General features: G+C 60.3%; 11 protein-coding genes and 1 pseudogene. 4 read left to right on the top strand and 8 right to left on the bottom strand.

Annotation, left to right across the window (positions count from 1 at the left end):
- Positions 1 to 40: 40 nt before the first annotated feature.
- On the bottom strand, positions 41 to 1,132 hold the full coding sequence (locus tag ACA049_RS10430) for a DUF1615 domain-containing protein (RefSeq protein WP_497335160.1): 1,092 nt from the start codon (positions 1,130 to 1,132) through the stop codon (positions 41 to 43).
- A gap of 206 nt (positions 1,133 to 1,338) precedes the next feature.
- Between ACA049_RS10430 and ACA049_RS10425 the strand changes: the two genes are divergently transcribed.
- Complete coding sequence (locus ACA049_RS10425; protein ID WP_497335158.1) at positions 1,339 to 2,874, top strand: FAD-dependent oxidoreductase; 1,536 nt, start codon at positions 1,339 to 1,341, stop codon at positions 2,872 to 2,874.
- Between the two features lie 125 nt (positions 2,875 to 2,999).
- On the opposite strand, the gene hemB is transcribed toward ACA049_RS10425, so the two are convergent.
- The 3 genes from hemB to ACA049_RS10410 all read right to left on the bottom strand — a co-directional run bounded on the left by hemB (position 3,000) and on the right by ACA049_RS10410 (position 5,783).
- The gene (hemB, locus tag ACA049_RS10420; RefSeq protein ID WP_497335156.1) at positions 3,000 to 3,974 is read right to left on the bottom strand and encodes a porphobilinogen synthase; all 975 of its coding nucleotides are present in this window, start codon (positions 3,972 to 3,974) and stop codon (positions 3,000 to 3,002) included.
- A 234-nt stretch (positions 3,975 to 4,208) separates the two neighbouring features.
- Complete coding sequence (locus ACA049_RS10415) at positions 4,209 to 5,051, bottom strand: PhzF family phenazine biosynthesis protein (protein WP_497335154.1); 843 nt, start codon at positions 5,049 to 5,051, stop codon at positions 4,209 to 4,211.
- 33 nt (positions 5,052 to 5,084) lie between these two features.
- Complete coding sequence (locus ACA049_RS10410) at positions 5,085 to 5,783, bottom strand: glutathione binding-like protein (RefSeq protein WP_497335152.1); 699 nt, start codon at positions 5,781 to 5,783, stop codon at positions 5,085 to 5,087.
- A 358-nt stretch (positions 5,784 to 6,141) separates the two neighbouring features.
- On the opposite strand from ACA049_RS10410, the gene ACA049_RS10405 reads away from it, so the two are divergent.
- Entirely contained in the window at positions 6,142 to 6,816 is a 675-nt protein-coding gene (locus ACA049_RS10405) for a histidine phosphatase family protein (protein WP_497335150.1), read from the top strand.
- Between the two features lie 141 nt (positions 6,817 to 6,957).
- On the opposite strand, the gene mnmH is transcribed toward ACA049_RS10405, so the two are convergent.
- Positions 6,958 to 8,061 (bottom strand): tRNA 2-selenouridine(34) synthase MnmH, encoded by a 1,104-nt coding sequence (gene mnmH, locus ACA049_RS10400; protein ID WP_497335148.1) that lies wholly within the window; start codon positions 8,059 to 8,061, stop codon positions 6,958 to 6,960.
- Positions 8,061 to 9,095: a selenide, water dikinase SelD gene (gene selD, locus ACA049_RS10395; RefSeq protein WP_497335146.1), complete on the bottom strand. Its 1,035-nt coding sequence runs from the start codon at positions 9,093 to 9,095 to the stop codon at positions 8,061 to 8,063. Before selD ends, mnmH begins: the two co-directional genes overlap by 1 nt.
- Before the next feature lie 398 nt (positions 9,096 to 9,493).
- Between selD and ACA049_RS10390 the strand changes: the two genes are divergently transcribed.
- Both ACA049_RS10390 and ACA049_RS10385 read left to right on the top strand, forming a co-directional pair.
- The gene (locus ACA049_RS10390; protein ID WP_497335144.1) at positions 9,494 to 10,450 is read left to right on the top strand and encodes a nucleoside-specific channel-forming protein Tsx; all 957 of its coding nucleotides are present in this window, start codon (positions 9,494 to 9,496) and stop codon (positions 10,448 to 10,450) included.
- Between the two features lie 24 nt (positions 10,451 to 10,474).
- On the top strand, positions 10,475 to 11,497 hold the full coding sequence (locus ACA049_RS10385; protein ID WP_497335142.1) for a purine-nucleoside phosphorylase: 1,023 nt from the start codon (positions 10,475 to 10,477) through the stop codon (positions 11,495 to 11,497).
- Between the two features lie 618 nt (positions 11,498 to 12,115).
- On the opposite strand, the pseudogene ACA049_RS10380 reads toward ACA049_RS10385, so the two are convergent.
- Together ACA049_RS10380 and ACA049_RS10375 are read right to left on the bottom strand one after the other, a co-directional pair.
- Positions 12,116 to 12,649: pseudogene (locus ACA049_RS10380) on the bottom strand (DUF1254 domain-containing protein); the annotation flags it as partial.
- 139 nt (positions 12,650 to 12,788) lie between these two features.
- The gene (locus ACA049_RS10375; RefSeq protein ID WP_497335140.1) at positions 12,789 to 14,360 is read right to left on the bottom strand and encodes a sensor domain-containing diguanylate cyclase; all 1,572 of its coding nucleotides are present in this window, start codon (positions 14,358 to 14,360) and stop codon (positions 12,789 to 12,791) included.
- Between the last annotated feature and the right edge of the window lie 53 nt (positions 14,361 to 14,413).

Here is a 14,413-nt window from a genome sequence, read left to right as displayed (position 1 = left end):
AGGAGCTGTCGAGTGAAACGAGGCTGCGATCTTTTGATCTTCAATTACCCTTGGCCATGCATCGCTGATAACGCTCATCGACCCGCTTGGCAAACCACGCCGTCGTCAGTTTGCGGGTGATTTTCGGGCTCTGCAGCACGATCCCCGGCAACACCGCCCGAGGCAACCCCCGGCCTTCCGCTTTCTCGGCCAGGTCAAACACCCGCGTATAGAGCTGGGTGTCCTCGAACTGCAGGTTTTTGCCCTCCTCCAATTGATCCCGAATGGTCGTGTTGCGCATGCCCAATTGCTTGCCGAGCGTGCGCACCGCCAACTCCGTGGTGCCGGGCATGATCGCGCCATAGCGAACCAGATCGCCATCGAGCGCTAAAGGGATGCCTGACGCACGACTCACCGCATTCTGAAAGGCCGCATTGCGGCTGGCGTACCAACCGGCATTGAAATCGGCGAAGCGATACAGCGGTTGCTTGTAGCTCACCGGATACCCGAGCAAATGGGCGATGCCAAAGTACATGCCGCCGCGACGGCTGAACACTTCGTGACGGATCGAGCCGTCCACCGGGTACGGATAATCCCGCGCCTGTTGCTCGGCGAAGTCGATGCTGACCTGCATCGGTCCACCGGTGTGCACCGGGTTGAGCCCTCCAAACAAGGTCCGCCCCATGGGCACAATGCCGATGAAGTCATCAAAAATGGCGCTGAGTTCTTTTTCGCTACGCGCTGCATTAAGGCGATCGCTATAACTTTTGCCGTTGGATGAACTGACCTGCAATGCACCGCTCACCAGCAGGCTGGGGATATGAACTTTAGCGGCGCGACGATTGATCTCTTCGCGGGCGATCTTGCCAAGGCCCGGCACGGGTGGGTCGACCTGGAAGGTCGATTCCTGCTCGGTGACCGCGATTACCGAACACAGGTTTTGCGTGGAGGGATAGATGTTCTGCGCGGCAAATGCGGCGTAGATGTCCGTGGCCCAGCCTTGGCGGTCAACGGTTTTGGCCGGCAGCAGGCGCACGATCTCAGCCTTGACCTCGGCGGGTTTGCGGGCCGGCAACTCCTGAGTGCGCTGGGTGCCGCAACCGGCCAAGACCAGCAATGCCGCGATGCTCATGATCAATCGATTGACTTGCATGGTGCTCCATCAACTCTGCTGAACCGGGTTAACCATACGATCAATGGCATGGCGCAGGCTATGACTCCTGCCGCCATCCCCTGTTCCCCTTGCCCTGCATCTCCCCGTAACTTCACGGTTGCGGGGCCTTTTTCCGTTGGGCAGCGGGCCTTTTCATATCCCCGGGCTGGACCATACTTGTGCCACACACCGAGGAGGACAGGCTCATGAACCGTAGCGACGTGCTGATCGTCGGCGCCGGCCCGACCGGGCTGGTACTGGCGCTGTGGCTGAGCAAACTGGGGATTCGGGTACGGATTATCGATAAGACATCGGCCCCCGGCACCACGTCCCGAGCGCTGGCCGTTCAGGCACGGACGCTGGAGCTTTATCGCCAACTCGACCTCAGCAATGCCGTGGTACAGAAAGGCCATCGAGTGGACGCGGCGAATTTCTGGGTCAAGGGCGAGCCCGTGGCGCGCCTGCCATTGACCGGCATCGGCGAGGGGCTGACGCCTTACGCGTTTCTCGAGATGTTCCCTCAGGACGAACACGAACAGCTGCTGATTGAACGCCTCGAAGGGTTCGGTATCAAGGTCGAGCGCGACACTGAGCTGGAGGATTTCGAGGAAACCGGCGATGGCATCAGCGCAAGAGTGCGCTTGCCCGATGGCCAGCAGGAAATCTGCCAGGCGTGTTACCTGGCCGGTTGCGACGGCGCCCGATCAATCGTGCGCAAGACTCTGGACACCGGTTTTCCCGGCGGCACCTATCAGCAGATTTTCTATGTAGCCGATGTGCAGGCCCAAGGTCCGACATTCAACGGCGAGCTGCACCTGGACCTGGATGAAGCGGACTTTCTCGCGGTGTTTCCGTTAGCCGATGAAGGCCGCGCCCGCTTGATCGGCACCGTGCGCGACGAGCGCGCCGACCGTGCTGAGACCCTGCAGTTTGAAGACGTCAGCAGCCGGGCCATCGAGCATATGCAGGTGCAGATTGATCAAGTGAACTGGTTCTCGACCTATCGGGTGCATCACCGCGTGGCGGATCACTTTCGCAACGGTCGCGCCTTTCTATTGGGCGACGCCGCGCATGTCCACAGCCCGGCGGGTGGCCAGGGCATGAACACCGGGATCGGCGATGCCATCAACCTGGCCTGGAAACTGGCGGCGGTCTTGAGCGGCGGCGCCACGGCCACGTTGCTCGACACCTACGAAACCGAACGCATCGCCTTCGCCCGCAAACTCGTATCCACCACCGACCGTGTGTTCACCTTCGTCACCGCCGAAGGGCGCATGGCCGATTTGCTGCGCACCCGGCTGGCACCGTTCCTGATCCCGAAAATGGCCTCATTCGAGACATCCCGTGAATTTCTGTTTCGCACGGTGTCGCAGATCACCCTGAACTATCGTGGGACAGCGTTGAGCACGGGTGTCTCCGGCCACGTTCATGGCGGCGACCGCCTGCCCTGGGCGCACGACGGTGAGGGTGACAATTTCGAATCGCTGAAGTGTCTGACCTGGCAAGTGCATGTGTATGGCGACACCAGCGACGAAATGATCGCCTGGTGCCACGAGCATCACCTGCCGTTGCACGTGTTCGGCTGGCGGCCGGCATTTGAAGCGGCGGGGTTGGGGCGTTCTGGGTTTTACCTGCTGCGGCCAGATACATATGTAGCGATTGCCGATAACTCGGCTGATCCCAAGGTGATTGAGCGGTATTTCAAGGAGCATGGAATCCGGCCGTTTTTCGGCAGCCCTTGAGATCACCACAAATCAAATGTGGGAGCGGGCTTGCTCGCGAAAGCGGTGTATCAGTAAACAAATGTGTTTACTGATACACCGCTTTCGCGAGCAAGCCCGCTCCCACAGGGGATAGTTGGTGAGGTTTAGATCCCGGCCAGGGCCAGGTCCATCGCGAAGTAGGTGAAGATCAGGTCCGCCCCCGCCCGCTTGATCGCGCCAAGGCTTTCACGCACCACGCGATCTTCATCAATCGCCCCGGCCTGTGCGGCGAATTTGATCATCGCGTACTCGCCGCTGACCTGATACGCCGACAGCGGCAAACGCGACACCTCGCGAATGTCGCGGATGATGTCCAGGTACGCGCCGGCCGGTTTGACCATCAGCGCGTCGGCGCCTTCCTGCTCGTCCATCAGCGACTCGCGCACCGCTTCGCGGCGGTTCATCGGGTTCATCTGATAGCTTTTGCGGTCGCCTTTGAGCGCACTGCCGCCGGCTTCGCGGAACGGCCCATAGAGCGCAGAAGCGAACTTGGTCGAATAGGCCATGATCGCGGTCTGGGTGAAACCGGCTGCGTCGAGTGCGCGGCGGATGGCCTGGACCTGCCCGTCCATGGCGGCTGACGGGGCAATCACATCCGCACCGGCCCGGGCCGCCGCCACGGCTTGTTTGCCGAGGTTGATCAGGGTCTGGTCGTTGTCGACTTCGTGGTTGTGCATCACGCCGCAATGGCCGTGGTCGGTGTACTCGCAGAAGCAGGTGTCGGACATCACGATCATCTCCGGCACCGCATCCTTGGCAATGCGCGACATGCGCGACACCAGGCCGTTGTCGCTCCAGGTGTCGCTGCCGCTGCTGTCCAGATGATGGGACACGCCGAACGTCATCACCGACTTGATCCCGGCGCGGGCGTAGCGCTCGATCTCGCCCGCCAGTTTCGATTCCGGAATGCGCATCACGCCAGGCATGCTCTTGATCGGCACGAAATCATCGATTTCTTCCTCGACAAAAATCGGCAGCACCAGGTCGTTCAAACTGAACTCGGTTTCCTGGAACAGGCTGCGCAGGCTCGCATTGCGGCGCAGACGGCGAGGACGTGCTTCGGGGAACTGACTGGACATGAGGGGTTCCTGAAAAACGGAGGACGAGACAAAAGTCGTAGGGGGCGAAGCTTATGCCCTGAAAGGCGTGAGGCACAAACCTCGATCACTCAAGACTGCGTTACCGGGGCAGCAATAATCGCGCGCGTCTAACGCGGTTCCCTGTGGGAGCGGGCTTGCTCGCGAAGGCGGCGGCACATCCAACATTGATGTGCCAGACACACCGTCTTCGCGAGCAAGCCCGCTCCCACAGGGTTAGATCTTCAGGGTGCCATTTATGCAAGTGACCACAGACCCGCCAATCCAGATCTCTTCCCCCACTCGCTCCACTTGAATGCGTCCGGCGCGGCCCATGGTCAGGCCCTGGCTGACCACGTAAGACGGCGGTGCCAGCCCTTCCGCAAGCAACCACTGTGCGATCCCGGCGTTCAGGCTTCCGGTGGCCGGGTCTTCCGGCATGCCGTCGCCGGAGATGAAGGCGCGCACTTCAAACTGCGCGTCATCACCGTCGCGCTCAGGCTGCCACGGCGCGATCACGCCGACGGCCAGGCCCAGCATTTGCGAATGATCCGGCTGCAAATCCAGCACCTGCTGGCGGTCCTCGACCATCACCGCCAGCCAGCCAGCGCCATTATCGACCCACTGGGCCCGGACAATCGCCCCCGGCTCCAGCCGCAACCCACGGCGCACACGTTCGACTACGTCGGCGTCCACCGGCCCGGTCTTGATCAGGGGCGGCGCGAGAAAAGCCAGCTCCGCGCCTTGCCTGCGGACCCGCACCAGACCGACGCCGCACTCCTGAATGATCTCCTCGCCCTTAGGCACGCCACCCGCTTCAAGCCATGCGTGGCAAGTGCCCAAGGTCGGGTGACCGGCGAACGGCAACTCGTTGAGGGTGGTGAAAATCCGTACCCGATAGTCCGCGCGAGGGTCGCGCGGTTCGAGGATGAACGTGGTTTCGCTGAGGTTGGTCCAGGTCGCGAACGCTGCCATGCGTTCATCGCTGAGCCTGTCTGCACCGAACACGACCGCCAACGGATTGCCCTTGAGCGCCACCCGGCTGAAAACATCCACTTGCTTGAAATCGAATGAGCTCATTGCCTGCCTTGGTCTTGAGAAAGTCGAAGCGGTTTACTTGGGAATTTCCAGGCCGCGGATCACTGCCGGCCGCGCCAGGAAGCGTTCCAGTACGCGTGTGACATTGGGGAAATCCTTGATGCCCACCAGATCGCCGGCCTCATAGAAACCGATCAGGTTGCGCACCCACGGAAAGGTCGCAATGTCGGCGATGGTGTAGCGATCGCCCATGATCCAGTCGCGTCCTTCCAGACGGCCATCCAGCACTTTCAGCAGGCGTTTGCTTTCGTCAACGTAACGGTCACGCGGACGTTTGTCCTCGTAGTCCTTGCCGGCGAATTTGTTGAAAAAACCGAGTTGACCAAACATCGGCCCGATTCCGCCCATCTGGAACATCAACCACTGGATCGTCTCGTAACGCGCCGCCGATTCCTGCGCCAGCAACTGGCCGCTCTTGTCGGCGAGGTAAATCAGGATCGCCCCGGACTCGAACAACGGCAGGGGTTTGTCCTCTGGACCGTGGGGGTCGAGGATCGCCGGGATCTTGTTGTTGGGGTTCAGCGACAGAAATTCGGGGGACATCTGATCGTTGGTGTCGAAGCCCACGCGATGCGGCTCGTAAGGCAGACCGATCTCTTCGAGCATGATCGAGACCTTGACGCCGTTGGGGGTCGGCAAGGAGTACAGCTGGATCCAGTCAGGGTATTGAGCCGGCCATTTTTGGGTAATCGGGAACGCGGACAGATCGGTCATGGGGAGCATCCACAGGGAACAGTAAGCGCTGATCATAATGGAGGAACCGGATACTTGGCGTATCAATGTTGCTGATAAGCAAGATCAAAAGGTTGCAGTCCTCGAGTGGCGCCTCGACGTGTACCGTGTCCATAAATCCGCAACATCCTGTCGATAACCTCTGCGACAACCCATGCAAGGTTACCGGTACATTGCGGCGCACTCGCCGGAATCGAACCAAATGGGCTTCAGAGGACTCTGAGAACTGCCCTTTCGGAAACGGACCGGCCCAACGACATGGAAAACACCCCGATGCTGGGAGCTCGCGGTGTAAAGGTTTGTCAGCCTTAACCGAATGCGCTGAAGATCACCTATTCCAATGATGAACCTTTTCAAATTTGCCAATCGCTTCAAGCAACGTGCCTATGTCGTCCTGCCCTCCCTGCTGGCGGCGAGCGCACTGTTTTTGTCGCTGGAGTCCAGCGAAAGCCGCGCCCAACCGGCAGACGGGACCCAGACCCTGGTGTTCCTGCGCCACGCGGAAAAACCCGAAGGCGGCCTGGGCCAGCTCAACTGCCAGGGCCTGAACCGCGCCATCGATCTGGCCACCTTGCTGCCGGAAAAATTCGGCAAGGCCAACTACGTCTTTGCCGCCAACCCGACCCGTAATGTCGAGGAAGGCGAACTGGACAACTCCTACAGCTACATCCGCCCCCTGATGACCATCAGCCCCAGCGCGATCAAGCTCGGTTTGCCGGTGAACATCAACTTTTCGGCCAACGACACCAGCGACCTGGCGGATGAGTTGCTCCACGACAAGTATCACAACTCGGTCATCTACACGGCCTGGTCCCACGGTTACCTGCCCGAGCTGATCAACAAGGTCGCGGGCGACGCTGTCGGCAAGAAACAGAAGATCACTGAAGACTGGGAGTCCAGCGACTACGACTCGTTGTTTGTACTCACGCTGACCTGGCACAACGGCAAGGCGAGTCTGCAGAGCCACAGCTATAAGCAAGGGCTGGATAATGGGCGGGAGACGTGTCCGACGTAATGAAAGCCTTGTAGGTATCAAGGTTTGTGGTGTCTACAAGGGCACCTTCGCGAGCAAGCCCGCTCCCACATTGGATCTCCGGTGCGACACAGATCCAGTGTGGGAGCGGGCTTGCTCGCGAAGGGGCCGGCAAAAACAACCTTACCCTCGCTGGGTAGCACGCTCGCGCAAGTATTCAAGAACCGCGCCCTTCTCCCCCGCAAACTCAATCCGCGCGCCCTTCTTCTCCCGCTGAAACGCGTACATCGGATCGTAATACTCACGCAGCAACCCTTCGATCCAGCCTCGATGCAAATCCACCGCCCCGCTGCTTGCCTGCTCCGCCAGCGCGTCCTCCATCAAGATCAACATCCGCCGGTGCCGTTCACCGCCCAGACGCTTCTGCACGTTGTTCAGGCTCTCCAGCAGGCGCTCGGAAAACAGCGCGAACCCTTCATCGCCGTGCACGCCAATGAATTCGGCACTCAGGTCCACGACGTAATCGCGCAAGATACGTTCGACCCGCCCTTGCAGGCTGTCTTCCAGCCAGACCATCGGAAACTGCTGCATGCCCTGATAGAGCGGTAACGGCAACGCGCAACTGCCGATCGCGCGGCTCTCGTCTTCCAGCACAAACTGCTCGATGCCGTGGGCGCGCTTCTTCAGCACGTCCACCGCCAAGCGGTTTTCAAAGTCGATATTGGACGGCTGGCCGGTGGCGCGTTTGCCGAAGCTGGAGCCGCGATGGTTGGCGTAACCTTCGAGGTCCAGGCCGTTGCGCAGCTGCGTGAGCACCTCGGTCTTGCCGGTGCCGGTCATACCGCCCAATAACACGAAATCGCACTGGGCCACGGCCTGATCGACCGTGTTCAACAAGAAGCTGCGCATGGCCTTGTAGCCGCCACCGACACGCGGATAGTCGATGCCGGCCTCGTCCTTGAGCCACTGCTGGACAATCTGCGAACGCAAGCCGCCGCGAAAACAATACAAGTAGCCCTCGGGATGCGCCCGGGCAAAATCGGCCCAGGCCTGGATGCGCTCGGCCTTGATCTCACCGGAGACCAATTGGTGCCCCAGCGTGATCGCCGCCTGCTGGCCGTGTTGTTTGTAGCAGGTGCCGACCCGTTGCCGCTCGTGGTCATTCATCAGCGGCAGATTGACCACACCGGGGAACGCCCCCTTGTGGAATTCGACCGGCGCACGGGCATCCATCATCGGCCGGTCGTTGAGAAAGAGGTCGCGGTAATCGGTGAAGTCGATTGACATCAATACACCTCGACCGCGTTGGTCTGTCGCTCGACCAGTTCACCGATGGGCTCAAGGGACAGGCCCAGTTCGGCGGCTACGTTGAGGAACTGCTCGTTGCCCTCCAGCGTGACCGCCACCAGCAGGCCACCGCTGGTCTGCGGATCGCACAGCACCCGTTTATGCAATTCCTGCACGCGCCCGACCTTGCTGGCGTAGCTGTCGAAATTACGCAAGGTGCCGCCCGGCACGCAGCCCTGATCAAGGTAATACTCGACCCCCGGCAGACGCGGCACACGGTTGTATTCGATGCGTGCGGTGACATTGCTGCCATCGGCCATTTCCACCAGATGCCCCAGTAAACCGAAGCCGGTGACGTCGGTCATCGCCGTCACGCCGTCGAGCTTGCCGAAACGGCTGCCGGGTTTGTTCAGGGTGCACATCCAGTCGCGGGCCAGGCCGATGTCGGCCGTGCGCAACTTGCCCTTCTTCTCGGCGGTGGTGAGGATGCCGATGCCAAGCGGTTTGGTCAGGTAAAGCAGGCAGCCGGCGGTAGCGGTGTCGTTGCGCTTCATGTGGCGCTTTTCAACCAGACCGGTCACGGCCAGGCCGAAGATCGGCTCCGGGGCGTCGATGGAATGCCCACCGGCCAACGGAATGCCCGCCTCGTCACACACCGAACGTCCGCCGCGAATCACCTCCCGGGCAATCTCCGGCGCCAGCACATTCACCGGCCAGCCGAGGATCGCAATCGCCATCAACGGATCACCGCCCATGGCGTAGATATCGCTGATGGCATTGGTGGCGGCGATGCGGCCGAAATCGAACGGGTCGTCGACGATCGGCATAAAGAAGTCGGTGGTCGAAACCACGCCGCGTTCTTCGTCGATCGCGTAGACCGCCGCGTCATCACGCGAGGCGTTGCCGACCCAGAGTTTGGGATCGAGGTTCTGCGCCCCGCTGCCGGCCAGAATCACCTCCAGCACTTGGGGTGAAATCTTGCAGCCGCACCCGGCGCCGTGGCTGTATTGGGTCAGACGAATCGGCTCGCTCATGGGGCCACACCTCGGAAAATGAATGCGACCGAGTCTAGCATCGGCGGTCATTGAAGGCGCAACGCACATCCTGTGTAAGAGCGGTGTAGGAGCTGTCGAGTGAAACGAGGCTGCGATCTTTTGATCTTGTTTTTTAAAAAATCAAAGTCAAAAGATCGCAGCCTCGTTTCACTCGACAGCTCCTACACAGCTCCTACACAGCTCCTACAGCGTGTTTCGAGGCCTGAACCTGACCTGATCGACAGTAAAAAACCTGATTTACCTTTCTTTTCCATGCCTTGAGCAAAACTGGTATGCGTTGTGCAAACGTTTGCGAGTCGTTGATACAGACGTTTTCGCGACTTTACTGCGCAAGCCCGAAGAACCGGGCCTTCGATCCGCACGAAAAGGGACTTTTAATGCACCGCACGTCCAGCCGCGTGACTTGCTCGCGCAACTTTGCTGTTTCCTTGCTGCTGGCCAGCGTTACAGGACTACTCAGCAGCACCGTTTTGGCGCAACCCGCCCCCGCCGAAGAATCCGCCCAAGGCGAAACCCTCAGCCCTGAAGCCAGCCCGCCGAAAAAAGGCGTGTACCTGTCGGACTGGTTCAACCAGGACCTGACCGTCATCGGCAGCAAAGACATCAGTTTCGGCCCGCAACCGGCCGACGATATTTACCTGGAGTACGAGTACTTCGGGCGTAAAGGTCCGTTCGAGTTGTACGGCTACATCGACATCCCGAAGATCTTCGACATCGGCAACAGTCATGACAAAGGCGTGTGGGACCACGGCTCACCGGTGTTCATGGAACACGAACCGCGCATCTCCATCGACTACCTCGCCGGCCGCAGCCTGGCCATCGGGCCGTTCAAAGAGTGGTACGTGGCGTTCGACTGGATCTACGACCACGGCAGCAACAGCGCCAACCGCGCCAATACGCTGTACAGCGGCTTGGGCACCGACATCGACACCCACTCGCGAGTCAACTTGTCGGCGAATTTCTACGGGCGTTATCAGTGGGAAAACTACGGCGCCAGCAACGAATACTCGTGGGACGGCTACCGCGCCCAGCTCAAATACATCGTGCCGATCAGCAGTTTCAGCAACGGTGCGTCGCTGACGTACATTGGCTTTACCAACTTCGATTTCGGCTCGGACCTGCACAAGGACAACCCGGCCCGCACGGCCAACGCCACCGTCGCCACCAACGTGTTGCTGTACTCGTTCACCCACTTGCGTTTCACCCTGGTCGGCCGTTATTTCCACAACGGCGGCAATTGGGACGATGGCAGCGAGTTGAATTTCGGCGACGGCGACTTCCGCGCACGTTCCAATGGCTGGGGTTATTACGCCGGCATCGGTTATCAGTTCTGAGGCATGTTTGAACCTGGAGGTTTTATGAATGCAATGACGCGTATTTCCCTGGCCTGTGCCGCCCTGCTCTCTTCCACTGCCTGGGCGAGCGAAGCGCCGATCCAGCCGAAAGTGATGCTGATCACCATGTTCGCCCCCGAGGCGCAGAACTGGATCGATCGCCTGGAACTCAAGCAAGAAGTCCGGGTGCCGGGCTTGTCCGCCGAGTACCCGACCATTCGCTGCAACACGCAGCAGGTGTGCCTGATGGTCACTGGCATGGGCCAGACCAACGCCGCGGCGTCGACACTGGCCCTGGCCCTGTCGCCCAAATTCGACCTGCGTAAAAGCTACTTCCTGATCGCCGGAATCGCCGGCATCAGCCCGAAACACGGGACCATCGGCACCACCGCGTGGGCGCATTACCTGGTGGAGTTCGGCACCCAGTGGGAACTGGATTCGCGAGACGCGCCGAAAGACTGGCCGACCGGGTACATCGGCATCAACACCAAAGGCCCGAACGAAAAACCGCCGCTGGACTACAAGACCGAAGTGTTCGAGCTCAATCCGACGTTGCAGGCCAAGGCATTCGCGCTGACTCAAAAAGTGGAACTGAGCGAGAGCAAGGAATCGGCGGCGTGGCGCCTGAAGTACCCGTCTGCCCCGGCCAATCAGCCGCCAGTGGTGACGCAGTGCGACACGCTGGCGGGCAACACCTGGTTTTCCGGGACGCGCTTGAGTGAGCGTGCCGAGGTCTGGACCAAACTCCTGACCGACAACAAAGGCGAATACTGCACGACGCAACAGGAAGACAACTCCACCTACGAAGCGCTGTTGCGGGCCAGTCGTGAAGGGTTGGTGGATGTGCAACGCCTGGCGGTGGTGCGCGCGGGCTCCGATTTTGATCGACCGGCACCGGGCCAGAGCGAAGTGGACAACCTGCTCAAGTATGCGGATCAGGGCGGGTTTGTGCCGGCGCTGGAGAACCTGTACCGGACGGGGAATCCGTTGGTGCAGGAAATTTTGAACAATTGGTCGGCGTGGGAGAACGGTGTGCCCGAGGCTTGAGCCACGCTTGAAACCGCCATCGCTAGCAGGCTCGCTTCCACAGGTTCAGCGCAATCCCTGTGGGAGACAAGCGAGCCTGCTCGCGAAGGCGTCATCACCATTCGTCATCCCGCCAACACTCTCCGCCGTCCCCGTTACACCATCAGCAGGTAACGACTCATCCCGGGAGACGTGCGCCGATGAACATCAAAATCACCACGCTGTTGTTGACGGGTTTGCTGGCCGCAGCAACAGGGGTCACTTGCGCCGCCTCCGGCAACGACAATGAGGCAAGCGAGACCCGGTCCTGGTCTGGCGGCCGCTCGACCCTGTCGCCCAATCACTCTCCGGATCAGCCCTCAGGGCGATATAGCCCTGACAGGGGAAAAGGCGGATATGGCTCATCGAGAGAAGGCAATGGCGGCAATGCCGGTGCCAGCGGCTCGGGAGCGGGCGGCGGCACAGGCGCTGCCGGCGGTGGGACCGGCGGTGCAGGAGGCGGGACCGGCAGCTGGACGCGCAGAAGCGGCCAATGACGGGGAAAAAATTCGGCTGCTTTCTATTCAGTGTTCTTAACGTCGTTGCCCCAAACGCCGAGAGTGTCGGCACTCATCGACCCGCCGTGACCACTCGGGCATGGACTGCGACCGGCTCGGCGCTTTTGCCGATCAGCGACAGTGGCGTCACGGTGTAGCCCGCCTGAATCCTGTTCACCGTCGCATAGTCCACCGCCCCGCTGATGTCGGTGCGACCGACGACCCAGACGAAGGGCGTGGGCGCCGGTAAATGATTCAGTCCTGCCGGCACCGTTCCGGTCCATCCCGGAGGCGTTACCAGAAACTCACTGGCCTGCGTGCCCGTCGCAAATCCACCCGGCGAGGCGAACACATCGCTCCACATGTCGAGCATGGGCAACACGTAAAATTGCCCGGCGGTGTCCGGCGCGGTAATCACCAGCGGCCCCTTGGTCAAATCGAGCCAGGCGATGGAATACAACGTGTCGACGTTCGATTGCACCACGGCTTGGAAATCTTCGGACGGGTACTGCGGCACCGTCACAAAGGCGTTGGCTTCTTGCGGCGGGATATTCGATTGAGCCTGGCTGGCCAGCGGAAAGACAGCGCAGGCTGCAAGGGTTAGAGCAACGGCTGTCAATGCTTGAGGTATCAACATTTTGGCGATTGTCCGTGCTGTGGGAAACCCTGCCGGGTTCGACGGGGCTACCGGAACTCTAGACGATCAAATCAGACGGATCTGACGGGTAGACAGACGGACAAGACTGTTGCAGGACTGAAACAACGGTGCAAATGTCTCAACGATCAGAGCGCATCAACGCCTCCACGCCGCCCTCCATCGACAGCACCGCCGCACGGTTTCGACCCGAATGCTTGGCCTGATAAAGCGCTGCATCCGCGCGCTCTATGAACACTTCGATGCTGTCGTGCCCCGTCGGCACAAACGAATAACAGCCCAGACTGACCGTCACGTTACCCGTGGGAGAACCGCTGTGGGTGATGTTCTTGTCCATGACGCTGCGGCGGATCTGCTCGGCAATCACCAGCGCGCCGTGAAGGTCTGTGTCGGGCAGCAGCACCGCAAACTCCTCACCGCCATAACGCACCGCCAAATCGGCTTTGCGGTGGCAGCAACCCTTGATTGCCCGCGCCACTTCCGCCAGGCAATGGTCCCCCGCCACATGGCCGTAGGCATCGTTGTAGCGTTTGAAGTAGTCGATATCGAGCATGATCAAACTCAGCGAACTCGACTGCCGGGCGCCTCGGCCAAACTCGATGTCCAGCGCCTGTTCGAACAGCCGGCGATTGGCCAGGCCCGTCAGGCTGTCGTGAGTCGCGATCAGCTTCAGGGCTTCCTTGGCCTTGCGCAAATCGGCTTCGACCCGCACGCCGACGCGCACCTGGCGAACGAACACCCAACCGAACAGCCCCACCCCCAACACCACCAGGGCAACGATGAAGCTGGATTGAAACGCTGTTTCGTACCATTCCTTAAGAATCGAATCCTTGGACGATGCCGCCGAGACCACCAGCGGATAGGCATCGAGCTGACGGTAGCCATACAAACGCACGATGCCATCGACCACCGAGCTGATCATCGCGTTGCCGGCAGGCGCGTTGGGCAAGTGCTTGTAAAAGATTTCGCCCTTGGCCAGGGACGTGCCGATCTGTGATTCCACAAACGGCCTGCGCGCCAGCAACGTGCCGTCGGTCAACGCCAGAAACATCGAGCCGTTGTCATCGATGCTGAAGCTTTTGAAGAACTGATCGAAGTAGGCCATTTTGATCCCGGCCAACACCACACCCTGGAAGTTGCCGTTCTTGTCATTCACACGCTTGGAGACGGGAATGATCCATTCGCCGTTCTCCCGACTGCGAAGTGCCGGACCGATGTGCGCAAGGGTGGACGCGTTCTGCTGGTGAAACTTGAAGTACTCCCGATCAGCCACGCCCGGACCGTGGGTCAGATCCTCGAACGAGGTCACGACCCACTGCCCTTGCTTGTCGAACAGAAATATCCCGTGCAATTGACCCAGTGCCTGTACCCGCCGGGCGAAGGTTTTCTGCAGGCGTGGTTTTTGTGCCGCGCCGTAGCCATCGGCCTGAATCCAGTCCACCAGGCTGGTCAACACCAGATCGGCTTTCATGAACGTGTCTTCAGCCTGCTGCGCCATGGCACGCGCCAGGTTCGACGACGAAACTTGCGCAACGTCCAGCGCGTGGCGGCGCGATTGCTCCAGCTGCAGGTACAGCAAACCACAGAGACACAGGCACACCGTCGCGATAAACAGCACCGCTGCCTTGAGCAGGGATAACCGTTTCAACGCGCCGTCAGGCGTTTGTTGCGGGTCTTGAGTGAGGATTGGCAAAGCTCGTCCTGTAAGGGCAAGGCATGGGCGAAGGCCCAAATCCCTTATATTTT

Source organism: Pseudomonas sp. LBUM1662 (assembly GCF_059695915.1).
This window is presented reverse-complemented; position numbering and strand designations above follow the sequence as displayed.